Here is a 25,566-nt window from a genome sequence, read left to right on the forward strand (position 1 = left end):
ACGGAGCCAGGCCGTGGTCGGATACCAAACGGTGTCCGGAGATCAGTTCGGAATCCAGGTCGACCAAACGTCTTCGTTCTCGGCGATCCATTCATCGACGACCATATCGAGCGGCCGGCCATCGAGATCGACGTAGCCGATCATGGTGCCGATCGTCTCGTTGTCGATCGTGAAATTGGAGATCGCCTCGTAGGCTGCGGGCCATTCTTCCTGCAGACCGGGCCAGGCGGCTTTCTTGATCCAACCGCGCGGCTTGCCGCAGTCATAGGCCATGTCCGGATTGACGCCCCAGCTTGGGTCTTCATAGCATTCCTCGGTGTATTCCGGGAATTCGATCCATTCGCCATCGAACTGGATCGGCGCCCAATGCGGGGTATAGACCCATGCAATGATCGGGGTCTGGCGCTGATAGGCAGCCTGGATTTCGGCGAACAGCGCGGCGTCGGTTCCGGCGTGGATCACCTCGAACGGCAGATCCAGAGCCTCGATGCGCTCTTCGTCATAGCCGCCCCATGTAACCGCGCCGCCCAGGTACCGGCCATCAGGCTGCGTCTGAGGCGTGGCGAAGACGTCGCCGCAATCGCGAAGCGCTTCCCAATCCGGAAGGCCGGGGCACAGCTCCTCAACATAGCTCGGATACCACCATTCCTCGATGGCATGCATGCCGGTTTCGCCAAGATCGACGACGTCGCCGGCGGCAACCGCCTCTTCCAGCTGATCGCGGGCTGTCGTCTCCCAGATCTCCATGGCAACGTGCAGATCGCCCGAAGCCAGACCTGTGAACTGGGCGATATAGTCCGCCTGCACATACTCGACCGAATAGCCCATCTCCGCAAGGACCCGACCCATGAGGTTGGTCGTCAGGTTCTGGCCGGTCCAGTCATTCAGGGTCAGGCGAATGGTGCGATCGGATTCCGGGACGTCGGCAGACGCCGCCATCGGCGCGCCAGCGACTGTGGCCAAACCCACAAAAGCCCACAGACAATGGTCGCGGATGATCGATTTCGTTGTTTTCATTGCGTTGTCCTTTCGGTCATTCATAACAATAATCGTGATCGGCGGTCGGTCCGAACCCGATGTTTCAGAGCGGCAACAGCCATTATGTAAGCCAAAAGCCGTCGAATATGTAATTTCGAACCCCATATTCCCTGTGAATCGCAGCCCGGATTTCTAACCGAGCCTGTGCGCTTCTTATTCCACCAAGAGGAATTCCGGCGGTCCGTTGCGGGGACATTGAGTTCACAGACCCACATATGTCAACATTTTTCCACGAATTTCCACAAATCGGCTGGTCATGGGGCCGCCGCGCCGCTATATTTTCTGCACGTTTCCGGCGTATCGGTAAGACCGGCTTCGACGGCTTCTCATGAGGTACGAAGAGTGCATCCCTCCACGCGGCATACCGCGATCCTTAAGCTTCTCGGCACCAACGGCACCTGCAGCGTGTCGGAATTCGTGCGCCAGCTGGGCGTTTCGGACGAGACCGTCCGCCGGGATATCAAGTCTCTGGCCAATCGCGGACTCATCGAACGCGTTCGCGGCGGGGCGATGTTGCCGGCGGTCGTGCAGGAACCCGACTTCCAGAATCGCATGTCGCACAACTCGGCCGAGAAGCGGGCGATCGCAAGGGAAGCCGCCGGCCTGATCGAGAACGGGGACTCGATTCTACTGGAGAATGGCAGCACAACCCTGTTCGTGGCGCGCGCACTCGCCCAGCACCAGGACCTGTTCGTCGTCAGCAATGGTCTGGAAATCGCGCGGACACTGCTCAACCACCGGAACAACAGGGTGTTTCTGGCCGGCGGCGCCGTGCGCGAGGACGACGGCGCCATTCTGGGTGCCGATGCCGTGGCGTTCGTTCAGCGGTTCCGGCTGCGCTATGTCTTTATTACGGTCGGCGCCATTCACCCCGAAGGCGGGTTGATGAATTTCTATTTCGACGAGACAGAGTTTGCGATCAACGCGCTGGCGCAGGCGTCGCATCTGGTCGTCGTGGCCGATCACTCGAAATTCCGGGCGCAGGCGCCGGTGCGTCTCTGCGACATCGACCGCATCGGCACCCTGATCACCGACCGCCAGCCTCCCGAGCCCATGGTACAGCGGCTCAAGGAGGCGGAAGTCAGGCTGATCATCGCCAACCCGGAGTAAGGCTCACAGCCGCATTTCAAGGTGCTGCCGGATTGACCGACTCTTCGGTAGAGGCGCCCTGATCGCCCTCGGATCACCATCGCATCTCGACCGCCACACGCCTTGGCGGAGCCCGAAGGAATTCGTCTCGCACAAAGATGCAATCTGGGACTGACGAGCCAGGGCGGGCTTTGTGCGCATCGGCGTTGGGGAACCCCCCTTGCCCGTTCATCATTCGGCGGCGGTCCCGACCTCGGCCTCCGGCGGTGCGGCGACCCGCGCGCCGATGCGGCGGAACTGCGACAGGCTGTGTTCGGCCCAGTGGCTGATGTCGTATTTCTCGACGCTCTGGAACATCGCGCTCATGCGTCGCTTCTGCTCCGCTTCGTCCATGTCGAGGGCGGTTTCGATCCCTTCGACCAGGCTGTCGATGGAATAGGGATTGGTCATGACCGCCTCCTGCATCTCGACGGCCGCACCGGTGAATTCCGACAACACCAGCACGCCGGATTCGCCGCGATGGGCCGCCACGAATTCCTTGGCCACCAGATTGAGGCCGTCGCGAAGAGGCGTGGTCCAGCAGATATCGGCCAGCCGGTAATAGCAAAGCACCTCGTCGAACGGGACAGGCGTGGTGAAGGCCATGATCGGGCCCCAGCCCATGGTCGCGTATTTGCCGTGGATACGCCCGATCATCTGCTCGACCTGATGCTGGGCCTTTCGATACACGGCCATGTTCTCGTTCGCCGAAACAGAGGTGACCATGAGCTTGACCTTGCCGTGAAGGTCCGGCCGTCGCGACAGCAGCCGGTCATAGGCTTCCAGCATCTCCTTGGTACCCTTGACATAATCGGTGCGGCCGATCGACATGATCAGTTTCTGTTCGCCGATTTCCGCACGCAGATTTCGCAGCCTCTCCCATGCGGCCGGCTTGGCCAACTGTGCCTCGATCAATGACGGGTTGGTTCCGACCGGAAACGCGTCGATCAGGATTTGCCGGCCATTCGCCTGAATGTATTCCGGCATTTCCGGTTCCGACAGGGCGCCGCCGACAGGGGAAAGCGAGTCCTCGACCCTGATCGTGGTCTCGATCTTCACGTCACACAGGCCTCGCGCGACCTGGACGAAATTCCGCGCATATCTTGGTATATGAAAACCGATCAGGTCGCACGCCAGCAGGCTTTCCACGATTTCCCGCCGCCAGGGCAGGATGTTGAAGATATCGGCGGACGGAAACGGCGTATGGTGGAAGAACGCAATGCGGGCATTGGGCTTGATCTGCCGGATAAAGTGCGGGCACAGCCACAGGTTATAGTCGTGCACCCAGATCAGCGCGTCGTCGGCCGCCTCCTCGCACGCCGCTTCGGCGAACAGCCGGTTGACCTCCTTGAAATTCTCCCAGTCCACCGGTTCGTAATTGAAATGATTGGGGAACGAGTGAAGGATCGGCCAGAAGGCCTCCTTGGAGGTCACATGATAGAACTGCTTCACCTGCTCGCCCGTCAGGGGCAGCCGGCTGACCTTGTAGGTGCCATAGGAATCCGTCACCTCGATCCGCCGCTCGAAGCCGGGCTCGCGCTGCCGGTCCCTGACCTGCTTCCAGGCCACCCAGCTTCCGCGATTGACGGCGCCGAAAAAGCTCTTGAGCGTCGGAACGATTCCGTTGGGGCTGGCATTTTCGCGATAGGTCACCTTGCCGTCGACGACGACCTCGTCATAGGGCTGGCGGTGATACACGATCACCAGATCGGATTTGCCGTTTTCGTCGATCTCGGTCCCGCTGACCATGGGTTCAGTCCTCCAGCTTGAAGTCGAAATGACGGATCGCGTCGGCAATACCCGCACAGCCCGGTTCGGGGCTGAACCAGGTCTGCGGCAATCGGTGCAATTCGGCCTGCAATCTCGGTTCGGCGTTACCGACGGCAACGCCCTTCAGTCCTGTCTCGAACAGCGACAGATCGTTCATGGTGTCGCCCGCCACGAGGCATCGCGCTGCATCAAGTTGCAGCGCATCGATGAAATTCAGCAGGGTCGGCCCCTTGGACACACCCGGCGGCAGGACATCGAAATACATGTCCGCGGATGTCAGCCACTGGAGCCCGGCCGCCTCGACCTTCGCCATGGCCTCCGGACGTAATGTCTGCGGGTCATAGTAATAGGACATCCGCCGCTCGAAGGTGCCGGGTTGAGGTTTCAGGCCCGGCTCGTCACGGAGCATTTCCTTGACCCGTTCGCCGGATTCCGCCCAGACACGGGAGATGGGATCCTGAACCGCGGCAATCGGCTCGAAGGTATCGCCACGAACGATCGTGGTACCGACATCGCCGATCACGTAGTCCGGGACCGGTACGTCGCCTTCAGCTTTCAGCGTATCGATAAACCCCAGATCCCGGCCGGTGACGAAGACGATCATGATCTGCCGGCGGTGGCGCGTCAGCATGTCGTAAAGCGAGCGCCGCTGGTCCGCACTGCCGCCAAGAAACGTTCCGTCCAGGTCTGTAGCGAGAATCAATCGATGATCGCACATAGGCGTGTTCCGACTTTCGTTGGGGATGATGTGCCGATCCGGCCGGTCGCTGAAAGCGGCCTCAGGTAGAATGGCCCGAACGGACGACGACCTGCTCCAGCGAGGGCGCCTCACCGCGCATCGGGCGCTCCATCAGCCCCTCGACCACGACGGACAGGGGCACATTCTCGTGAAGCAGGGCGTTTACCGCCTCGCAGATCGGCATCGCCACGCCCAGTTGCCTTGCGGCCGTCACCACGCTGGCGGCATTGTAGGCGCCCTCGACGACCGAATTCCGATTGCCCAGCAGGTCGTCGGCTTGCTGCCCCTGCCCGAGCGCCCGGCCGAACGAAAAGTTGCGGCTTTGCGTGCTGGAGCAGGTGAGCGTCAGATCGCCCAGACCGGCGAGACCCAGCAGTGTCTCGGCCCTGCCGCCGCGCGCAACGGCGAAACGCAGGATTTCAGCCAGCCCCCGCGTGATCAATGCCGCTCGGGTGTTCGACCCGAAACCGAGCCCGTCGGCGATCCCGCAGGCGATGGCGATGACGTTCTTGGCCGCGCCCCCCACCTCGGTGCCGACGATGTCGCCGCTCAAGTAGGGGCGGAAATGCAGTGACGCCACGGCTTGCAGCAACGCTCCGCCCAATCCGTCGGATCGCGCCTCGTCCTCTGCCACCGCCAAGGTGATGGCCGTGGGCAGATTGTCGGCAACCTCGGCCGCGAAGGTCGGCCCTGACAGAACGGCAACCGGGTGATCCGGCAACTCTGCCTGAACCACCTCGCCCATCAGGGCGCCGGTTCCGGTTTCGATGCCCTTTGCGCAGACGATGATCGGCGCCCTCTTCTTCAGGTGAGGGGCGGCGTCCCGGCAGGTCGACCTGACGAATTGCGACGGCACCACCAGCAGGATCAGATCACAAGCGGCGAGATCGGCCATTTCGCTGGTGGCCCGGATCGATGGATCGAGCCGAATGCCGGGCAGAAAAACCTGGTTCTCGTGGAGCGAGTTTATCTGCTCCGCCGCTTCGGTCTCACGAACCCAGAGAGTGACGGATCGGCCGGCGCGATGCATCGCGGTAGACAGGGCAGTTCCCCAGGCGCCACCGCCAATGATCCCGGCGTTGGTAAGATCCATGATCCGACGCTCCCTTGTTCATGTTCTGTGACGGATGACTAGGTATACTAACATTTTGCAGCGCAACATCAAGAAAGCTGCAGCGAATACCTGCCCCTCACCTTCTGGCTTTCCATTCCAAGCCTTTGATAGAACAGGGCCTTTTCTCGCTGCCTAAACGTTCTAGCTTTGATGCCACCGCAGCGTTCGAAAGCACCCGATCCATGCTCTCATCCATACCACCCGACGGACAAGCCGTGGTCGTCGGCGCCACCGGTGCGATAGGCCATGCCTGTCTGGGACTGATCACCAGTTGCGGCCAGTTTCAGGCGGTCCACGGGCTCGGCCGCCGAACCGATCCGGCCCTGGATGTTACCGACGAACGCAGCATCGCGGCCGCCGCCGAGGGTATCGCCGCCAACGGCCCGGTCCGCCTGCTGCTGATAGCGACCGGCCACCTGCACGACGAATTGCATGGGCCGGAAAAGTCGTGGCGAAACCTGGACGCCGACGCCCTTGCGCATTCCTTCGCCGTCAACGCCACCGGCCCTGCCCTGGTCATGAAGCATTTTCTGCCGCTGTTTCCCCGGAACGGAAAGGCCGTATGCGCGGTCATTTCGGCCAAGGTCGGCAGCATCACCGACAACCATCTCGGCGGATGGTACGGCTACAGGGCATCGAAAGCGGCATTGAACCAGTTGCTGAAAACAGCGTCGATCGAACTGTCCCGCAAGCGCCCCGAGGCCATTTGCCTCGCGCTCCATCCCGGAACAGTTGCCTCGCCGCTGAGCGCGCCATTCGCCAAGGACGGACTGACGGTTCGCGATCCCACCACGGCGGCCGGCGAACTTCTGGGCGCCATCGATGCGGCCACCGCCGCGGACACCGGCAGTTTTCGCAGCTATGACGGCACAATCCTGCCGTGGTAGCCCCATCAGCCGTATGCGGCGTCGAAACTCGGCTTCAGTGCCGTGTAGAGCCCCCGGAACCGCTCCAGTCTGGGCGCCAGACGATCGGTCATCGCCGCATCCGGTTCGATACGCGATTCTTCTTTGGGTGGTGTCGCCACCATTGCCGGATCGCTCCCGGTGGCGGCGATCTGCGCCAGACGGGCGGCTCCCAGGGCCGGACCGACCTCGCCCAGCGACCGGTAGATCATCGGCCGGGCCATGGCGGCGGCGATGATCCGGCCCCAGACGCTGGAACGGGCGCCGCCGCCGATAACGGTGAATGACTCAGGGTCGGTGCCGGCGCCGCGCATGACGTCGACACCGTCAACAAGGCCGAACGACACGCCTTCAAGCACCGAATAGGCGATTTCCGCTGGCCCTGTTTCGGGATCGAGTCCGAAAAAGACACCCCGGGCAGCGGAATCGCTGTGCGGGGTTCGTTCGCCCGTCAGATAGGGCAGAAAGATCGGACAGCGCTCGGGAATGGCGGTATCGGCGGCGGTGGTAAAGGCGCCGGCATCGTCGAAACCGACGAGCCGGGCCGCCCAGTCGACGCAGGCCGCAGCCGACAGCACGACCGTCATCTGATGCCAGGTGTCCGGCAGGGCGTGGCAGAACGCGTGCAGCCCCTTGCCGGGGTCCGGTCTGAAGCCGTCGGAAACCGCGAAGACAACGCCGGACGTCCCGAGGGAGACAAAGGCCGTGCCCGGAGTGACAACGCCCATGCCGACCGCTCCGGCGGCGTTGTCACCGCCGCCGCCGGCAATCGGAATGCCGGAACGAAGCCCCCACTTGGCGGCCAGATCGGCACGCAACGTCGCTGAAACCTCGGTGCCTTCCACCAGGCGCGGCATCTGCGATACGGACATGCCGCACGCGTCAAGCAGGACCGGCGACCAGGCGCGGTGGCCGACATCCAGCCACAACGTGCCGGCGGAATCCGACATGTCCGATGCCTTCTCGCCTGACAGATGCCAGCGCAGGTAGTCCTTCGGCAGCAGTACGGTGGCAACCTGACGGAACAGGTCCGGCTCGTGCTCGCGCATCCAGAGAAGTTTCGGGGCCGTAAAACCGGCCATGGCCTGATTGCCGGTCAGCGTCCTCAGGTCGGGCGCCAGCCGCTCCAACAATGCGCATTCGGCTTGCGCACGGCCATCGTTCCACAGCATGCAGGGCCGCAATACGCGGTCCGATGCGTCCATGACGGTCGCGCTGTGCATCTGACCGGATAGGCCGACCGCCTCGACCGCGCCCATCAGTTGACCGTGATCTTGAGCCAGTGCGGACATCACGCGATCGGTGGCCGATACCCAGTCAGCCGGATCATGTTCGGACCATCCGGGTTTCGGCCGCGAAACGGATACTGGCGCCGTCGCCTGTGCGAGCGGTTGCCCGTCTGCATTGATGACGACCGCCTTGACGCTGGAAGTCCCCAAATCGAGACCGAGATACACTGACTGTTCCTCCGCGTTTCGCTATGATCACCGGCGTGGCGGCTGTTCTGTATGTTTGAATGCAGATGTTGCATTTGCATCGGCATAGTGTCAAACGCGACGACACCGGAGCCGTCGGCAAGCGGGGCAATGACGCCGACTGACAAATTGGGGAAAAATATGCCGGAGACGTCGACCTCTTCATCCTCATCGACCTTCATCATCGGCCTCGACTATGGCACCGGGTCGGCGCGCGGCGTTCTGATCGACGCGGCGACGGGTGACCTGATCGCCCGCAAGAGCGCCGATTATGCCCATGGAACCTATGATGAGGTCGGCCCCGACGGTTCCCGCTTGCCGTCCGATTGGGCGCTGCAGGATGGCGACGACTGGCTGCATGCCGCCGAAACAATCCTTTCGGCATTGGCATCGGCTGTTCCGGCCGGTGGAAAGGTCGCCGGAATCGGTGTTGACGCGACCGCAAGTACGCCGCTGCCAACCCTTGCCGACGGAACGCCGCTGTCGCGCCGCTTTCCATCGGCGCCGCACGCCTATGCCAAGCTTTGGAAGCACCACGGCGCCCAGCCCTGGGCCGACAGGATAGAGGAACTGGCGCCGGCCTGCCTTGCCCGGACGGGCGGGCGGACTTCCTGCGAATGGCTGCCGTCGAAGGCGGGCGAGATCGCGGACAATGCGCCCGATCTTTGGGCCGCAACCGAGCGATTCATAGAATGCGGCGACTGGCTCGTATGGCAGTTTACGGGGCACGAGCGGCGCAGCATTTGTCAGGCAGGCTACAAGGCGCACTGGACCGAAGACGACGGCTTTCCGGATATCCTCGACACGATCGCGCCCGGCCTTCGTGACCGTCTGGCGCCGCCGCTGCCTGTGGGTACCGCCGCCGGCACACTGACACCGGAATGGGTGGCGCGAACCAGCCTTCCCAATGCCCCGACGGTCGCCGTAGCGACTATCGACGCACACGCCGCCGTCCCGGCCGTCGGGGTCAGCGAGACCGGCACACTGGTCGGATCGCTCGGCACATCGTCATGCTATTTGTTGATGGCCGACCGCATGGAGCCCGCACCCGGTATCGCCGGCGTGGTGAAGGACGGCATCATGCCCGGCAGTTGGGGCTACGAGTCCGGTCAGGCGGCTTTCGGCGACATTCTTTCGTGGTTCGTGCGCACGTTCTGTGCCGGAGAGGCGCCGGCAGCGGCGTTCGAACGGTTGAATGCCGAAGCCGCCACCATCGCGCCTGCCGGCACGGGCCTGCTGACCCTCGACTGGCACAACGGGTGTCGCACGCCGCTGGTCGATCCCGCGCTGAGCGGCGCCGTGATCGGACTGACCCTGCAGACCCGGCCCGTCGACTTGTACCGGGCGCTCATGGAAGGCATTTGTCTGGGCGCCCGCCGCATCGTCGAGGTGCTGGAAGACAGCGGCCTCCCCGTTCACCGTCTCGTCATCACCAGCGGTCTGGCCGAAAAGAACCCTCTGCTGCTGACGATCCTGACCGACATCATGAACCGGCCGGTTGTGGTTCCCGACGCTCCGGAGGCGACCGCGCGCGGCGCGGCAATCCACGGCGCTGTTGCAAGCGGCTGCTATACCGATTTTCCAGCTGCGGTCGCCGCACTCGGCCGGCGAGCGGGACGAAGTCTGGAGCCCGACCCCTCAGCCGCGGCCCGCTATGAAACCCTTTACGGCCTGTACCGACAGGAAGCGGACGCCAAGGGCGGTGGCGACATGATGCGGCAGTTGCGGGCACTGCGGCAGTAATCTGCAGAAGGTTGCATCATTCGATCGAAACCACTACCAGTGCGGGCGCCGTTCCCCGAACCATCCGCCTGGTGACATGCCGCCACCCACTACTCCCCATGATGCCCTTTTCAAGGCGCTGCTCGACGACCCGCGCCGTGCGGCAGCGGTTCTGAACGATTATCTCCCGCCGGAGATCGTGCCCCTGCTGGGGCACGCGCTGCCGGAACCCGTCGACGGCAGCTTCATCGACGAGGATCTCGCCAATAGCCAGAGCGACCGGCTGTTCCGGGTGCGGACCCGTGACGGCCGGTCGGCCCTTGTCTATGCCCTGCTGGAGCACAAGAGTTCGGTCGACCCGGCGACGCCGATCCAGCTGGGCACCTATCTGCTGCGCATCTGGCGCCGGCATGGCGATGCTCCGGACGGGAATTTTCGCCGGCTGCCACCGATCATCCCGATCGTGTTCTACCATGGCCGCCAGCCGTGGAGCGTCCCGACCGCGATCATCGATTGCATCGATGCCGACGCGCCGCTCAAGGAGCAGCTCCGCGACCTCCGCTACACCGTCCATCACCTGAACGAACGTCCCGACAACGCCTTGTCCAACCATCGCGACGTCGCCGCGGTGTTCATGGCGCTCAAGCATCTGCGCGACGAACCGGCGGCGTTCGACATCCTGGTGCGTATCCTGGGACTGCCGGCGGCCGACACGCAATTGCTGAAACAGCTGATCCAATATATCCTGACGACCCAGCCTTCCATCGACCGCGATGGCTGGCAACAGCTGATATCCGCAGCCCGACCGCAGGAGGAGGACACCGTCATGTCGATCGCGATCCGTCAATGGCAGGAAGAAGGCCGCCTGCAGGGGCTGGTGCAGGGAAAGGCCGAAGGAAAGGCCGAAGGAATGGCCGAAAGCCTTATCCAGATCCTTGAAACCCGCTTCCACAGGCTCGACCAGAACGTAAAGGACTGTATCCGGATGCAGTCTGCCGAAGCCCTGAGCATGGCGACCAAGCGGGCACTCGTCGCACCGACGTTTGAGCAGGCGGTCGACGGATTGACGCACCACTGACGCGTCTCCAACTTCTCGAACCGCGCTTGTCACATCCGTGGCAGCGCCGCGCCGTTGTGGCCGAACAGGTGACACCGGCTCCCGACAAGATCGAGAGATAACTCCTGCCCTTCGACGAAATCGACATCCGCGACAATCTTGACCATCAACTCGTATGTCTCCTGAATGATCACGTTCAGCACGATTTCGCCGCCCAGATGCTCGACCACCAATACCCGCGCCACGACACGTGTGAACTCCCCCTGGCCAGCAGCTACGGGCGTCCCGTTGTCGGGCCCGGTTCCGGGTGTGGCGACTGGAATATGCTCCGGTCGCACGCCCAGGACAATGGTGTCTGCGACACTGATACCCTCCCCTTGCACCGGGACAGTCAACGCACCGTGGCGATCGGGTAGTTCGACACGGATACCGTCCGCGCCGACGGCGGTGACAGTGACCTCCAGGAAATTCATTCTGGGTGAGCCGATGAATCCGGCAACAAACCGGTTGGCCGGTCGCCGGTAAAGATCCAGCGGTGTGCCGATCTGCTCTACATGGCCATCATTCAGCACCACGATCCTGTCGGCCATGGTCATGGCCTCGATCTGATCATGGGTGACATAGATCATCGTTGCCTTGAGGCGGTGATGCAGACGCACCAGCTCCAGACGCATTTGCACGCGCAGCGCCGCGTCCAGATTTGACAGCGGCTCATCGAACAGAAAGACCTTGGGGTCACGGACGATCGACCGGCCAATCGCCGCGCGCTGCCGCTGTCCGCCAGACAACTGGCGTGGCTTGCGGTGCAGCAGATCCTCGATCTGCAGGATGGATGCCGCCGTGTCGATCCGGCGGCGAATTTCCGCCCGCGGCATGCCGGCCATCCTGAGCCCGAACGCCATGTTCTTTTCCACGGTCATATGCGGATAGAGGGCATAGGACTGAAACACCATTGCGACGCCGCGATCCGCCGGCTCTACATTCGTAACATCCTGTTCGCCAATGATAATTCTGCCGCTGGTAACCGGCTCCAAACCGGCAATCGAGCGCAGGAGAGTCGACTTGCCACAGCCGGACGGTCCGACGAAGACCATGAATTCTCCGTCCTCGATATCGATATCGACGCCATGAAGCACCTGCATGTCGCCGTATGATTTTCGGATCGCCGCCAAGCGGACCTTCGTCATCCATTCCTCCCATCCGCCCTCCGGTCGCTGGCCGCACGCAAGTCGCTGCGCGCGGCCCGAGCCCGGGCGGTGTTGACAAGCCACCCATTCTTGGAGTTACATATGCCATAATATAAAGGCATTTGTCCAAGCCTCTGTCCACCGACAATGGTACAGCCACCGCTTTTCCGACGAATGGCCGTGGCACCGAAGGAGAGGAACGTTCCTTGCTGGCGACATTCATCCATGGCGTCCGAGACATTCGCTCCGGCACATTGCCACGCCCCGAATCCGTGGCGGGAACCGTTCGTATTCGTGTCGGCGGCATTGGTGTCTGCGGCAGCGATCTGCACTACTTCAAGGATGGCGGTATCGGCTCCGCCGTCATCGATCGTCCCTTTGTTCCCGGCCATGAATTCGCTGGGTGGGTCGATGAAGACCAGCCCGAACATGGCCTTTCGAAAGGGCAACTGGTCGCTGTTGACCCGGCACTTCCATGCGGCCATTGCGAATGGTGCCGGCGCGGTCACGTCAATCTCTGCCCGAATGTCGAGTTTATCGGCGCACCGCCGCACAATGGCGCCATGACCGAACTGATTGCTGTCCGCCCATCACAGGTATTCGTAATGCCGGATGGCTTTTCGGTCGATCAGGCGGTCATGCTGGAGCCGCTGGGTGTCGCCATTCATGCCATGGACCATGCCAAGCCTCAGCTTCTGGAGACGATAGCCGTGCTCGGATGCGGCCCGATCGGCCTTGGCATACTGCAACTGGCCAGGCTCGCCGGGGCTGGCCGCGTCTACGCCATCGACCCCGTGGACTATCGGCGCGATCTGGCGCTCAAGCTGGGCGCCGACGACGCCGCGCCGGATTTCAAGGCCGTGTCCCAATGGACGAACGGGCGTGGTGCGGATCTCGTGATCGAGGCGACCAACGCACCGGAAGGGCTGGAGCACGCCGTCCACGCAGTGCGCATCGGCGGGCGACTGCTGATCGCCGGCATACCCGACGGCGACCAATACGGCCTGACGGCATCGCTGGTCCGACGCAAAGGGCTGAACATCAAGTTCTCGCGCCGAATGGGTCATGTCTATCCCCGCGCAATCCAACTGGTATCCGAACGCAGGGTCGATCTGGACAGCATGGTCACCCACCACTTTCCGTTATCGACTGCCGCCACGGCGTTCGAATTCCAGGCAAATTTTCAGGACGGCGCCGTCAAGAGCGTCATCGTGCCGGATCCGGAAACGGGCTGACAGGCCGCAGGCGACCGGATGATGTTCGAACCAACAACGCAAATAATCAACAGGAGGAAACGATGAGACGCACATTCCGTACAGCAGTTTCAACCCTCGCCATATCTGGCGGTCTGGTCGCCATGGCGACCACGGCCCAGGCCCAGGACTGGGATCTCGCAACAGCCGCCGAACCGTATTCCGGCACGACGATCAATGCGATCTTTCTTGATCGTCCCGGTTATCGCGCCGCAATCGAACTGATACCGGAGTTCGAGGAGGCGACCGGCATAAACGTGGAATGGGAGATACTCCCCTACGAGAACAGCCGGGAACGCCAGGTGCTGGATTTCACTGCCGGTGGCGACATCGATGTTGTCCTTGTCGACGTGGTCTGGATCGGCGAGTTCGCCGCCAACGGTTGGGTCGAACCGATGGATCAGTTCTTCGATGACGAAAGCCTTGCCGACCCGGATCTCAATCTCGACGGCTTCTTTCCGATCCTGCTCGAATCTTTCGGCACCTGGGACGAGACCATCTACGGCCTTCCATTCGACAACTACTCCGGGCTTCTGTACTACAACAGCTGCATGCTTGAGGACGCAGGTTTCGACGGGCCGCCGGAAACATGGACCGAACTGTATGAAGACTACGGTCCTGCTCTGACCGAAGGCGACCAGTACGCGTTTGCACTGCAGTCCCGCCGCGGCGAGACGCAGTCGGCCGACAGCTTCATGCGCGTTCTCTGGCCGTTCGGCGGCGCCCTGCTGGATGATGAGTTCCGCTCGGCACTTATGACTGAAGAAAGCCAGACCGGCCTGCAGTTCCGCCAGGATCTCATGGAATACATGCCGCCGGGCATTGTCGACTACGATCACGCTGAAGCCGTCAACGCGCTGGCTCAAGGCCAGGTGGCCATGATCACGGAATGGTCGTCCTTCTATTCCACTCTCGCAGATCCGGCTTCGTCGGACATCGTCGATTGCCTGGAGGTCGCGACGGAACCGGCAGGACCAGCCGGTCTGAAACCAGCACTCGGCGGATTCTCGCTGGCTGTTGCGTCACAATCCTCCGACGCGGAAAAGGCAGCCTCCTATCTCTTCATCCAGTGGATCACGTCGGAGGAAATGGCTGTTCCGTATCTGGAAGCCGGCGGCGTCGCGGGCCGGACCGCTCCCTATGAGGACCAGGACATCCTCGATCGGTTCCCTTATGCCGAACCGATGGTCCAATCCTGGCAGGGCGGCGTGCCCGATTTCCGTCCCCGCTTCCCGGAATGGCCCGAGATATCGGAAATCATCGCCGACTGGGGCACGCGTATCATGCTGGGCGACGTATCGACCGAGGAAGGCGCGCGCGAAATCGGCGATCGTATGGAAGCCGTGCTTGATCGGGCCGGCTACTACGACGGCGACAAACCCCTGATGAAGTAGCGGCATCAGCCCCGTTCGGCACCGGAACTGCCGGGCGGGGCAACACCAAGGACACCTTCCATGACGCGCAGCCTTTCGTCGATGGCGGAAACCGCCTGTGCCGAAATCGCAGCCGTATTCCAGCCGATGGACGATACGGCCATTACCGCGATCAACGGCGAAATCAGGTCGGCGCGAAAGATCGCACTCTACGGCGTCGGGCGCGAAGGACTGATGATGAAGGCCTTTGCCATGCGCCTTTATCATTGCGGTCTGGGTGCTCATGTCGTCGGCGATATGACGACGCCGCCGCTGGGCAACGGCGACCTGCTGATCGTCAGCGCCGGCCCGGGATCCTTCTCGACTGTCGAGGCCCTGATGAAGGTAGCCCGTGGTGCCGGTGCCCGCATCGTCTGCGTCACCGCGCAGCCGGACGGCACCGCCGCCGCCCTCGCCGACACGGTCATCACGTTGCCGGCTCAAACCATGGCTGACGATCGGCGAAACGCGGCCGGCTCCATCCTGCCGATGGGCAGCCTCTACGAGGGCGCCCAATATGTCTTCTTCGAAGTGGCGATCCTGGCATTGCGGGACGATCTCGGCCTGTCGCCCGACGCAATGCGGGCCAATCACACCAATCTCGAATAGGGACAGCGGGCCATGACCGGCAGACAACAACCGGCGACTGACCACGGCATGGAACCGAAACGCCTGCGGCCGATGCGGAAACCCGGATGGACCGCTTTCTGGTTTCTGCTGCCGGCGGTCGGGGCATTGCTGGCGATCGGGCTCTATCCGCTATTGTTTGCCGTCTACAACTCGTTTCGGCGCTACAATCTGGCCCGGCCGAACGAAGCCCGCGATTTCGTCGGTTTCGACAACTATGCCACCGCGCTGACCGACCCCAGCTTCATCGAGGCCATGCTGCGCACGCTGGGATTTCTGGTCACGGTCCTGCCCGTACAAATCGCGCTCGGTCTGGCAATCGCGCTTTTGCTGCATCGCCCCGGCCTGGGACTGCTCAAGGTTTTCACCCGGCTCAGTCTGGTCATCCCGCTGGCGACCACCTATGCCGTGGTCGGGCTGGTGGGGCGGCTGCTGTTCAACCGCGATGCCGGTGTGATCAACTGGTTCGTCACGGTCTTCGGCGCGTCGCCGGTGGAATGGCTGGGGTCGACAACCAATGCCTTCATCGCCGTCGCCCTTATGGATATCTGGCAGTGGACGCCGTTCTGCGCGCTGATCCTGCTTGCCGGGTTGACCATGGTGCCAAACGAGATCGAGGAAGCCGCCAGACTTGAAACGAAGACCTGGTGGCGCATCCTGGTCTATGTGCAACTTCCCTATCTGCTGCCCGGCCTTACGGCCGTACTCATCCTGCGCACGGCGGAGGTTCTCAAGCTTTTCGATCTGATCTTCACGATGACGCGCGGTGGGCCGGGCGCGGCGACCGAACTGATTTCGATCTACATCCAGCGGATCGGCTTTCGGGTGTTCGATCAGGGCATGGCGTCGGCGCAGGCGGTGTTGCTGCTGATCCTGACCATTGTTCTGTCGCGCCTCTATATCCGCGTCGTCTACAGGGAGATCGAGACATGAGTGCAGGCACTGCAGGGCGTCGCCGGCTACCTACCATCTTGCACGCGTTCGGCCTCGTCATTGTCTTCGTCGTCGCTGTCTTCCCGTTCTACTGGATGGTCGCGACCAGCTTCAAGACCGGGTCGGATATCCTCTCGTCGCCCCCGGTATGGGTTTTCTCGCCCACGCTGACGAACTATGCCGAAGCCCTGATCAGACAGGGCGTTGCGGCGAGCCTGCTGAATTCAATCATCGTTGCCCTGTCGACGACCGTCCTGGCGATCGCGATCGGGACCCCCGCAGCCTATGCACTGGCGCGCTTCGAATTCCGCGGCAAGTCCGAACTGTGGTTCTGGTTCATAACCAATCGCATGATCAGCCCGATCGTGCTTGCCCTGCCCTTCTTCCTGTTGGCGCGCTCCCTTGGCCTGATCGACACCTATCTCGTGCTCATTCTCGTCTATCTCACATTCAATCTGCCGATCGTCGTCTGGATCTGCGCCGACCAGTTCCGGTCCATTCCCCGCGAACTGGACGAGGCCGCAAGGCTCGATGGCGCGTCCCCGCTGGCGACCTTTTTCCGGATTGCCCTGCCGCTCGCCGCACCCGGCGTCGCGGTTTCGGCCATCTTCAGCTTCATCTTCTCGTGGAACGAGCTGCTCTATGCGCTCGTCCTGACCCGGACATCCGTCCGCACCGCACCGGTGGCGGCGACGAGTTTCATGAGCGGCTACGAACTTCCCTGGGGTGAGATCATGGCGACAGGCACACTGATCGTTCTGCCGGTGATCGTGTTCGCCATGCTGGTTTCCCGTCAACTGGTCCGGGGCCTGACGATGGGCGCCGTAAAATAGGTTGAACCACCATGACGACAGACATTGCCCTCGGCACCAATCTTTCCTTCGCGGTGAAACGCTGGGTCGAGCCCGAAGCCTGGGCCGGCATCGTTCGCGCCGAGCTCGAACTGGACCTTGCCCAGTTCTCGTTCGACATTCTCGACCCATGGTGGCCGTCCGAGTTGCGCGGCGCCCTCACCCGGCGCATTCGCCGGGCCTGCGAGGCCGAAGGCATCGTGCTCCACAGCGCGTTCGTGGGTCTGGCGAGCTACACATACAACCAATTGCTCCACCCTGAACCGGAAGGCAGGGAGGCCGGACTTGAGTGGTTCAGGCGAGCGATCGACACGGCCGCCGATCTCGGCGTCAGGGAAATCGGCGGGCCGCTGGGTGCGCTCTCTCCCGCAGAAGCTGCGGACGCGACCAGGCGCCACGATGCCTATGAGCGGCTGATCGACATGGTGGCCGATCTGACCGACCACGCTGCTGCGCGCGGCCTGGCCGGCTTCGTGGTCGAGCCGACACCCCTGCCGCGGGAATTCTTCTGGCGTGTCGAGGACTGTCTGGCGATACGGTCGCGACTGTCAGAGCGTACCGCCGTGCCGATCAGCTTCTGTCTCGACTGGGGCCATGCGCTTTACCGGCCGCTTTACGGGCTGGACGGCGCCGACGTGCGGCCCTGGCTGGTTGGGCTGGGGGAGCATATCGGCCAGTTCCACCTGCAGCAGACAGATGGTGTGCTCGACCGGCACTGGGGCTTCACGCGCGATGACGGCATCGTCGACCCGGTCCAGGCCGCAAATCTGATCCGCGGGGCCGGGCTGAGTGACAGACCCGTTTTCCTTGAGGTGTTCTATCCGTTCGAAACGGCCGACGACCAGGTTTTGAGCGACATGAAACGATGCGTGTCCACACTGAAAGAGGCCTTTTCCACATAGTCGGAGGTGACGATGCAGGCCGGGGTTTCGGGGCGTCGCGTTTTCTGGCATCTGCATGGAGCGTTCTCGCAAGTTCGGATGACTCCCGGCAACAGCATACAGAGGCAATGATCGGTGACCGACAGACCGTTGCGTTTCGCCCAGGCTGACAGCCGGGAAGATTTTCAGACCCGGATCGCCTGGTACTACTATGTCGGCAACATGACGCAGCAGGAAATCGCGGACCTGCTGGGAACGAGCCGCAATCGGGTCAACCGCGAACTGTCCGCGTGCCGGGAAAACGGCATCATCCGGATATCGATCACCCGGCCGGTCGGCGCCTGTGTCGCTGCAGAAGAAGCGCTGAAGGATCAATTCGGACTCGACAACGCGATCGTCGTGCCGACGCCCCGGCGGCCGGAGGACTTGCGTGCGGCCATCGGCTTTGGCGCGGCGGGATATCTGGAGCCGAGAATCCATGATGGCATGAAGATCGGCGTCGGATGGGGCCGCACGACGCGATCCATCGTCCATTCGCTTACGCCCCGGCCGTTGCGCAATATCCAGATCATCTCGGTTCTGGGCGGCCTTTCCCATTGTTCTCGCATCAACACCTTCGAGATCGTGTCGGATTTCGCCGATCTGTTCGATGCCGACCGCCATTTCTTCGCGGCACCAATTTACGCCAGCACCGAAGAAGCGCGAGATGTGCTGCTTGCGCAGGACGCCATCCGCGAAACCCACGAACTGGCGAAAACGGTCGATATCGCCATCGTGACGACGGGCGACCTCAGCGACAGTCTGATCATCGAATACGGGATGACGCCGAAGGAGGTCGTTGAACTCGACCGCGCCGGTGCTGTGGGCGACGTCCTCGGCCAATTCGTCGACAGCCGCGGACAGCTCGTCGATCATCCCATCAATCGACGTGCGGTCGCATTGGCGATCAACGACCTGAAAGCCATACCGTCGGTGATGCTGGCCTCCGGCGGCGCCAGCAAGATCCGCGTCATGCGCGCCCTTCTCGGCGCCGGGCTGATCAATGTACTCGCGACGGACGAGGCTACGGCCGAAGCGCTGCTGGCGGCGGAAACGACGGGGCGTTAACGGCGACGCGGCTGCACCTCGACGCGGCTCTGGACGGACAGGGACGTGGTGCCGCTCTCACCGCTGCCGGGACCATAGACCGACGGCTGCCAGTTTTCGTGACACTCGAACTCGACCACTTCGCGGTCGTCGCTTGCCCAGGAGCCCGACAGTGGTTCATTCGGGGGACCGATATGAGTCATGTCCGGCGGCGAACCCCACCACCTCCCCGACGACTGGCAGGCGAGCGACCAGAAATGCGTGCGGGGTTCGGTATTTTCGCCGGGAAAGGGCCCTTCAACGGTCGTGGTCACAGTGACCGGCAGTTCGGCCTCAAGGCTCACCGCATCGCCATGCGATACGATGCGCAGATCGCCGCCGTCTTCGGCGATCGGTCCGGAGCTCTCAAAGGTCTCCTGTGTCCAGTAGTTGCAGATATCCGGGTGCCCGGGCGCGCAGCGCTCATGCAGGTAGCCGCCACTCAGTGTCATTTCCGACCCGTCGTTCGGATAGATGACCCGCTCCTCGCCCGTGAGCCGGTCGGTTTCCGTTTCCGGCGGACCGGTCTGGATGTCGAGAACCGCCTGCCATTGCATCGTCGCCTTCTCGGCAAAGGGAATCTCGTCCGGCGGCCCCTGGAACGCGCCATCGAAATTCGCCGTCATGTTCCCGGCCAGGGGATCGGACGGCAGGGCCACGCGCAGAGTATAGCCAAGCTCCCGGCTCGCGGCCGCATTCTCGGCCACGTTGGCGACGCGCACGAAGAAATCATACGGTTCTTCGCGCCCTTCGAGGTCACGGCGGAACATGTTGCGCTTCCGGTCCGGCGTAGCCTCGTTGTAGAGCTGGCCATCGACAACGAGATGCAGGTCCCGATAATCTTCGACGATGTCGATTTCCATCTCGGTTGTCGTGCCTTCGGGCACGATCATGCGAACCCGATAGGCGTCAGCGGCGAGTGGTTCTGCCTCACCAATTCGGGATTCGGTGCCTGTCGCCCCTCGCAATTCGATGATCGGCGCACGTGAAAAATAATCCGGCGCATTGGCGTATCGTGCGATGAAGGCCGGGAAATGGGTGGCCAGCCCGTCGCCGCTCAGGCTGCGCAAGGCGCTGTCCACCGGACCGATGCCTTGATGGGCAAGGTCGGGATTGGCTCCGATGTGCGACCAGACCCGCTCGAGATACGCAACGCGGTCCCTGCTGCCCAGCATCTCGCCGAGCCCCAGCCAGAAATTGGCGGTATCATAGGTCTGGAGCCGCTGTTCGCGTGGTGCGCAGTCGCCGCAGGGGTAATGGAGGGAATAGTCGTAATCACGATTGGGACGACCCGTATAGGCCAGCCCGGCATGCTGGCCGAACGCGATGCGTATGGCATCCGCCGTTCCCTCGGTAATCCAGCGATGGTCCGGCATCAGAGGCGAGTCCGAATATTCCGGCGGGTATGGCAGTCCGCTGCTAAGCGAACTGGAATAGAGAGGCCCCAGCGCGTGGTAGGTCTGCTGCACGGCGTGAAACAGTTCGTGGACACTTTCCCCGCCGATCGCCATGCCTGCGATGTCGCTGGAAAGTTCGAGATCCCCTGTGCCGTCGGGATTGTCCGGCGGACTATAGGATCCGCCCACATCTTCGCCCAGTCTCTCGTCCGCGATTTCCGCGAAGTATGCGTGCGGCTCCGCACTCATTCGATCCAGGTTCGGCTTCCGGAAGCCCTGGCCGGCCAACCATCGACTTGCCGCCTCCAACTCCTGACGGATTGCAGCGGCGGCCCCGATTCCGTCGTCGGCGCAGGCGGCAAGACCCGCGCTTACTTTCGTCGGGGAACTGCACAATACAGCCCACTCCGTCGTCGGCCAGTCTGCGGCAGCGCTCTGGGGCATCAGGTGCAGCACCGCAAGCGCGACCACCCCGACAAGAGAACCGGTTGCGATACGCCGCGGTCTGCGGGCGGGTCGGCCTCGGTAGGCAATTTCCATATGGAAGTGTACCTTTTTTCTGGAACGTTGAGTTTGCCCTCACACGAGGCTGAGGATGTGGCCGCAGTCGGTGCCCGGCGCCAGCGTGCCGGGTGCCTGTCCCCAGTCGCCCGCCAGCCGCGACGCGACGAACGCCTCGGCGACGACCGGATCGCCGCGCCGGATCAGAAGACCGGCCTGCAACAGCCGCGCCATGGTTTCAGCGAAGCGACGGGCGTCGTTTTCGGCAACACCGCCGGACCAGCGGACGATCGCGGCTTTCAGCGCGGCGTCATAGCGCTGATCCGCCCCGGCCGCGCGTTCGAGTTCCCGGTGCAAAGCTGCCAATGACTCCGGGACTTTCGAGACGGTGCGCAGTATATCCAGACAGATGACATTGCCCGTGCCTTCCCAGATGCCGTTCAGCGGCGCCTCGCGATAGAGCCACGGCATCGGCGTATCCTCGACGTACCCCATGCCGCCAAGACACTCCATCGCTTCGGCCACGACCACGGGGCATCGCTTGTTCGACCAATACTTCGCCAGCGCGACCGCGAGCCGGGCGAAAGCACGTTCTTCGGCGTCGCCGCTGTTGTCGAAGGCCTCCGCAACCCGCAGGCCCAGTGTCAGCGCCGCCTGCCAATCGAGCGCGAGATCCGCAAGCACGGCAGTCATCAACGGATGGTCGGCCAGAGGCTTGCCGAATGCTGTCCGGTGGCGCGTCCACCACACGGCCTCGACCAGCGCGCGCCGCATCAGACCCGCGGGCGCCAGGCAGGTATCGAGGCGCGTGTGGTGCACCATTTCCAGGATGGTGGCGATGCCGCGGCCGGGCTCGCCGACCGGCACGGCCCAGGCACCGTGGTATTCGATTTCCGACGAGGCGTTCGCGCGATTGCCGAGCTTGTCTTTCAGGCGCATCAGGTGGATGGCGTTGCGGTCGCCGTCCGGCGTCCAGCGCGGCACGAGAAATGCCGTCAGTTTCTGGTCCACCCGGGCGAGCGTCAGAAAGGCATCCGACATCGGTGCCGAGCAGAACCATTTGTGGCCGACCAGCCTGAAGGCGTCGCCAACGGGCTGCGCCCGAGTGGTCGTCCCCCGCAGATCCGAGCCGCCCTGCTTTTCGGTCATTGCCATGCCGATGGTAAGCCCGGCCTTGGCGGCCGCAGGTTGCGAGGAAGAATCATAGCGTCCGGAAAGGCAGCCGGCGGTCCATGGCGCCATCGCCTCGGGCGAGGCCGAAAGCGCCGGCACGGCCGCATAGGTCATGGTCATCGGGCAGCAGACGCCGGGCTCTACCTGCGACATCAGATAGACCATGGCCCCGTGCGCCAGATGGCCACCCTTGGCTACCGTCCATGGCAGCGCGCAGTACCCGGCCGAGATGCCCTTTTCCATCAGGGCGTGATATCCGGGATGGAAGGACACCTCGTCGATCCGCCGCCCGCCCCTGTCGAATGTCACGAGTTCAGGCGGGAACCGGTTGGCGAGCCGGCCGTCATCGAGCGACCGGGCGGATCCGATTTCGGCTGCGAACACTACCACCCGTTCGGCCAGTTCCGGTGCCCCCTGCACCACCAGGTCGCGCAGCACGCGATCGTCGTCCCACAGGGACAGTGCCGCCGGCGGGACGGGCTGGTTGGTGACCTCATGCGTGGCCAGAGTGGCGCGCGGTGCGAACGGATTCATGCTGCGTCGTGCCTTTCCTCTGCTGCCGCAACCCGTCCTCCGGCGACACGATAAAGGCTGGCGCCACGGCCGTCCATCCACCCGATATTCAATACTCGGCTACGGAACTCCCGCCGGCCTACTCGCCGACTCCATAGGCCCGATCCTGGCGGTCGGGATCATCGTCGTCGCAACCGCGAGCCCCCGGCGGCCGGGGACGCATATCGGCGGGAACGAGGTCCGACGGCGGCGGGCGGCTCGCGATCGTCGGCACAGCCTGCTCTTCAGGGCGCCGCCGGTCGGGCGGTGTGACGATGCCGCCCGACATCACCATCTTGATCCCTTCTTCCACCGTCATTGTCAGCAGCAGGATGTCGCGCTTCGGCACGAACAGCAGGAACCCTGAAGTCGGATTGGGCGTCGTCGGCAGGAAGATGTTGACGACATCGTCCTCGGTCAAATTCTGTACTTCGGCTTTGGTATCGCCGGTGACGAAGGCCAGCGCCCAGATCCCGGGCCGCGGATATTCGACAAGAACGACCTGACGAAAGGCTGAGGACTGGTTGGCCAGCAGCGTCTCGAAAACCTGTTTTGTCGCGCCATAGATACTGCTGACGGCCGGAATGCGCACCATGATCCGGTCGGACAGTCGAACCAGCAGCCGCCCCGCATAACCGGCGGTCGTCGCCCCGATCAGGATCAGTCCGGCAACGACCAGAATCAGTCCCAGGCCGGGTGTCGGAAACGGCAGAAAATTCGTGGGGTCGAAGCGCGGTGGAAGAACGCTGGCGACGACATCGTCGACGAAACTGACCACCATCCAGATAACATAGAAAGTTATCACGATCGGCGCGGTGACCAGAACGCCCGCGATAAAATAGGCCCGCATACGTGCGCCAAGACTCATGTTCTTGCCGAACGGCCGCGCCTGATCATGACCACTGCCATCTTTCATTACCGCCACCGGCCCTCGTCTCTCATTCTCGGCAACGATAGAACACGCCTTTGCGGCAAGGGCAAGACGCCTTGATCCCCGTCAGAGATTGCTGCAGCTCAGGGCTTACTCCGCCCACTGGTCCGCCAACTCAATCCGTGGGAAGGACCCACCCGATGCGCCAGCGCCGCCACAACAGGAACGCACCCAGCAGCAGCAAAGCGGCGCCGATGACGGGTCGCACGGTGCCCGGCATCATCAGTATCGGCAGCGATATCGCGATGACAAGAGCGATGGGATAGGCCAGTGTCCAGCGATGAGTGCGCCTTTGCGCCTGATACCAGACGAACAGTACCGAAAAGCCGGCCAGGATCAGGAAGAACAGCGACCATGGCCGCGTGATGAACAGGGTCGGGTCACTGCTGACAGAGACGGCCCGAACCAGGTTGGCCTCGGCAATCGGCCCCAGGACCACGCCCAGAATGATCGGGGCGATCGGAAAGCCGAGCACCTTCATGATGTAGCCCAGAACACCGAAAGCGAACAGCGCCCATATGTCGAAGGTCACGTTGTTCAGGTTGAACACGCCGATTGCGCAGTAGATCAAAATTACTGAAGCAAGGGCGTAGAGCGGTATCTTCGTGACGACCGTGAAGATTCGTAGCGAGAATATCTGAACCGCCAACATGATGAAATTGGCGACGAAGAAGGCCACGATGATGCTGTATGCCAGCACCGGCTGGTTCGGAATGAAGCTCGGGCTCGGCGCGACATTATGGGCCAGAAGGGCGCCCAACATGACAGCCGTGATGACGTCGCCGGGAATGCCCAGCGCCATCATGGTGATCAGCGCGCCGCCGGCGGTCGCATTGTTGGCCGATTCCGCAGCAACCACGCCCTCAGGGGCGCCCTTGCCGAAGCGTTCCGGCGTCCTGGACGCCTTCTTCGCCTGGTCATAGGCAAGAATATTGGCGATCGACCCACCGGCAGCCGGAAGCACCCCGACCAGCGTACCGATGACCGAAGAACGCAGCAGGTTGCCCACATCCCCGAAGATGGTGCGGATTGACTCGATATGCGGAACACGGGCAGCAGAGGGATCGGCCAAAGCCATCGGCCGGCGTGCGGAATCGGTGTCGCGAATATCGCCCATCAATTGGCTGAAGGCGAAGAGCCCGATCAGAACGGCAAGAAACGAAAAGCCCTGGTCCAGTATGTCGAAACCGAATGTCAGCCGTGTCACACCGTTCAGACTGTCCTCTCCGATGGCGGCGATCAGCAGACCGATACAACCGGCAATAAGGCCCTTGACCAGTTGTTCGCCGGCCAGACTGGCGGTAATGGTCAGCGCGAAAATCACGAGCGCGAAATAGTCCCAGGGCCCGAATTCGAGGCCGACCCGCGCCAGAGCCGGCGCGAAGATGGCCAGTATGACGGCGCTGAATATGCCGCCGAAGAAGCACGACCAAATGCCTATGCCCAGCGCCAGGCCTGGCTTTCCAGCCCGCGCCATGGGGAAACCATCGAATGTCGTTGCGACCGACGACGGCGTGCCGGGAATGCCGACCAGAATTCCGGGGATGAGACCGCCAGCAAGCCCGCCGACGAAAACGCCCATCATCATGGACAGGCCTTCCACGGGCGGCATCAGGAACGTGAACGGCAGGGTCAGGATCACGGCCATCGCGATCGTGAAGCCGGGTATCGACCCGGCGATCAGGCCGGCCAGAACGCCAACCGCAATAAGCATTAGATTATAGGGGGTCAGCACATTGCCGAAGGCTGACCCGAGAATTTCGAAAAATGGTAGTTCCATCGATCCCTGATCCCG

Annotated in this window: 21 protein-coding genes; 11 read left to right on the forward strand and 10 right to left on the reverse strand. The window is 62.8% G+C overall.

Annotation, left to right across the window (positions count from 1 at the left end):
- Positions 1-42 precede the first annotated feature (42 nt).
- A complete protein-coding gene (locus ABZ728_RS10365; protein ID WP_366656025.1) occupies positions 43-1,017 on the reverse strand; it encodes an ABC transporter substrate-binding protein in 975 nt (324 codons plus the stop codon).
- A 363-nt stretch (positions 1,018-1,380) separates the two neighbouring features.
- Here ABZ728_RS10365 and ABZ728_RS10370 point away from each other — a divergent pair, with 363 nt between their 5' ends.
- Positions 1,381-2,148: a DeoR/GlpR family DNA-binding transcription regulator gene (locus ABZ728_RS10370; protein ID WP_366656026.1), complete on the forward strand. Its 768-nt coding sequence runs from the start codon at positions 1,381-1,383 to the stop codon at positions 2,146-2,148.
- 210 nt (positions 2,149-2,358) lie between these two features.
- Here ABZ728_RS10370 and ggpS read toward each other — a convergent pair whose 3' ends face one another.
- The 3 genes from ggpS to ABZ728_RS10385 form a co-directional block, all read right to left on the reverse strand.
- Positions 2,359-3,915 (reverse strand): glucosylglycerol-phosphate synthase, encoded by a 1,557-nt coding sequence (gene ggpS, locus ABZ728_RS10375; protein ID WP_366656027.1) that lies wholly within the window; start codon positions 3,913-3,915, stop codon positions 2,359-2,361.
- Between the two features lie 4 nt (positions 3,916-3,919).
- Entirely contained in the window at positions 3,920-4,654 is a 735-nt protein-coding gene (locus ABZ728_RS10380; RefSeq protein WP_366656028.1) for an HAD-IIB family hydrolase, read from the reverse strand.
- A 61-nt stretch (positions 4,655-4,715) separates the two neighbouring features.
- Positions 4,716-5,768: an NAD(P)H-dependent glycerol-3-phosphate dehydrogenase gene (locus tag ABZ728_RS10385; protein WP_366656029.1), complete on the reverse strand. Its 1,053-nt coding sequence runs from the start codon at positions 5,766-5,768 to the stop codon at positions 4,716-4,718.
- Between the two features lie 203 nt (positions 5,769-5,971).
- Here ABZ728_RS10385 and ABZ728_RS10390 point away from each other — a divergent pair, with 203 nt between their 5' ends.
- Positions 5,972-6,676 carry an SDR family NAD(P)-dependent oxidoreductase gene (locus ABZ728_RS10390; RefSeq protein WP_366656030.1) on the forward strand — a complete coding sequence of 235 codons (705 nt, stop codon included), beginning with the start codon at positions 5,972-5,974 and terminating at the stop codon, positions 6,674-6,676.
- 5 nt (positions 6,677-6,681) lie between these two features.
- Here ABZ728_RS10390 and xylB read toward each other — a convergent pair whose 3' ends face one another.
- Complete coding sequence (xylB, locus tag ABZ728_RS10395; RefSeq protein WP_366656031.1) at positions 6,682-8,151, reverse strand: xylulokinase; 1,470 nt, start codon at positions 8,149-8,151, stop codon at positions 6,682-6,684.
- A gap of 159 nt (positions 8,152-8,310) precedes the next feature.
- On the opposite strand from xylB, the gene ABZ728_RS10400 reads away from it, so the two are divergent.
- Positions 8,311-9,912 carry a ribulokinase gene (locus ABZ728_RS10400; protein ID WP_366656032.1) on the forward strand — a complete coding sequence of 534 codons (1,602 nt, stop codon included), beginning with the start codon at positions 8,311-8,313 and terminating at the stop codon, positions 9,910-9,912.
- A gap of 76 nt (positions 9,913-9,988) precedes the next feature.
- Positions 9,989-10,969: an Rpn family recombination-promoting nuclease/putative transposase gene (locus ABZ728_RS10405; RefSeq protein ID WP_366656033.1), complete on the forward strand. Its 981-nt coding sequence runs from the start codon at positions 9,989-9,991 to the stop codon at positions 10,967-10,969.
- A 29-nt stretch (positions 10,970-10,998) separates the two neighbouring features.
- Here the strand turns inward: ABZ728_RS10405 and ugpC are convergent, their stop codons facing one another.
- Complete coding sequence (gene ugpC, locus ABZ728_RS10410; protein ID WP_366656034.1) at positions 10,999-12,135, reverse strand: sn-glycerol-3-phosphate ABC transporter ATP-binding protein UgpC; 1,137 nt, start codon at positions 12,133-12,135, stop codon at positions 10,999-11,001.
- A gap of 206 nt (positions 12,136-12,341) precedes the next feature.
- On the opposite strand from ugpC, the gene ABZ728_RS10415 reads away from it, so the two are divergent.
- The 7 genes from ABZ728_RS10415 to ABZ728_RS10445 all read left to right on the forward strand — a co-directional run bounded on the left by ABZ728_RS10415 (position 12,342) and on the right by ABZ728_RS10445 (position 19,199).
- Positions 12,342-13,370 carry an alcohol dehydrogenase catalytic domain-containing protein gene (locus tag ABZ728_RS10415; RefSeq protein ID WP_366656035.1) on the forward strand — a complete coding sequence of 343 codons (1,029 nt, stop codon included), beginning with the start codon at positions 12,342-12,344 and terminating at the stop codon, positions 13,368-13,370.
- 62 nt (positions 13,371-13,432) lie between these two features.
- Entirely contained in the window at positions 13,433-14,782 is a 1,350-nt protein-coding gene (locus tag ABZ728_RS10420) for a sugar ABC transporter substrate-binding protein (RefSeq protein WP_366656036.1), read from the forward strand.
- Between the two features lie 60 nt (positions 14,783-14,842).
- A complete protein-coding gene (locus ABZ728_RS10425) occupies positions 14,843-15,409 on the forward strand; it encodes an SIS domain-containing protein (RefSeq protein ID WP_366656037.1) in 567 nt (188 codons plus the stop codon).
- A 12-nt stretch (positions 15,410-15,421) separates the two neighbouring features.
- The gene (locus tag ABZ728_RS10430; protein ID WP_366656038.1) at positions 15,422-16,360 is read left to right on the forward strand and encodes a sugar ABC transporter permease; all 939 of its coding nucleotides are present in this window, start codon (positions 15,422-15,424) and stop codon (positions 16,358-16,360) included.
- Positions 16,357-17,193: a carbohydrate ABC transporter permease gene (locus ABZ728_RS10435; protein ID WP_366656039.1), complete on the forward strand. Its 837-nt coding sequence runs from the start codon at positions 16,357-16,359 to the stop codon at positions 17,191-17,193. The genes ABZ728_RS10430 and ABZ728_RS10435 overlap by 4 nt, the downstream gene beginning before the upstream one ends.
- 11 nt (positions 17,194-17,204) lie before the next feature.
- Positions 17,205-18,113, forward strand: coding sequence for a TIM barrel protein (locus ABZ728_RS10440; RefSeq protein ID WP_366656040.1), 909 nt, complete (start codon positions 17,205-17,207; stop codon positions 18,111-18,113).
- Positions 18,114-18,227: 114 nt separating this feature from the next.
- A complete protein-coding gene (locus tag ABZ728_RS10445) occupies positions 18,228-19,199 on the forward strand; it encodes a sugar-binding transcriptional regulator (RefSeq protein WP_366656041.1) in 972 nt (323 codons plus the stop codon).
- Here ABZ728_RS10445 and ABZ728_RS10450 read toward each other — a convergent pair.
- The 4 genes from ABZ728_RS10450 to ABZ728_RS10465 all read right to left on the reverse strand — a co-directional run bounded on the left by ABZ728_RS10450 (position 19,196) and on the right by ABZ728_RS10465 (position 25,551).
- Entirely contained in the window at positions 19,196-20,863 is a 1,668-nt protein-coding gene (locus ABZ728_RS10450; protein WP_366656042.1) for a hypothetical protein, read from the reverse strand. The two genes, ABZ728_RS10445 and ABZ728_RS10450, sit on opposite strands and share 4 nt — an antisense overlap.
- 330 nt (positions 20,864-21,193) lie before the next feature.
- A complete protein-coding gene (locus tag ABZ728_RS10455; protein ID WP_366656043.1) occupies positions 21,194-22,822 on the reverse strand; it encodes an acyl-CoA dehydrogenase family protein in 1,629 nt (542 codons plus the stop codon).
- Positions 22,823-22,940: 118 nt separating this feature from the next.
- Entirely contained in the window at positions 22,941-23,756 is an 816-nt protein-coding gene (locus ABZ728_RS10460; protein ID WP_366656044.1) for a DUF502 domain-containing protein, read from the reverse strand.
- Positions 23,757-23,886: 130 nt separating this feature from the next.
- Entirely contained in the window at positions 23,887-25,551 is a 1,665-nt protein-coding gene (locus ABZ728_RS10465; protein ID WP_366656045.1) for a tripartite tricarboxylate transporter permease, read from the reverse strand.
- Positions 25,552-25,566: the final 15 nt, after the last annotated feature.

Source organism: Fodinicurvata sp. EGI_FJ10296, from assembly GCF_040712075.1.
Classification (GTDB): domain Bacteria; phylum Pseudomonadota; class Alphaproteobacteria; order DSM-16000; family Inquilinaceae; genus JBFCVL01.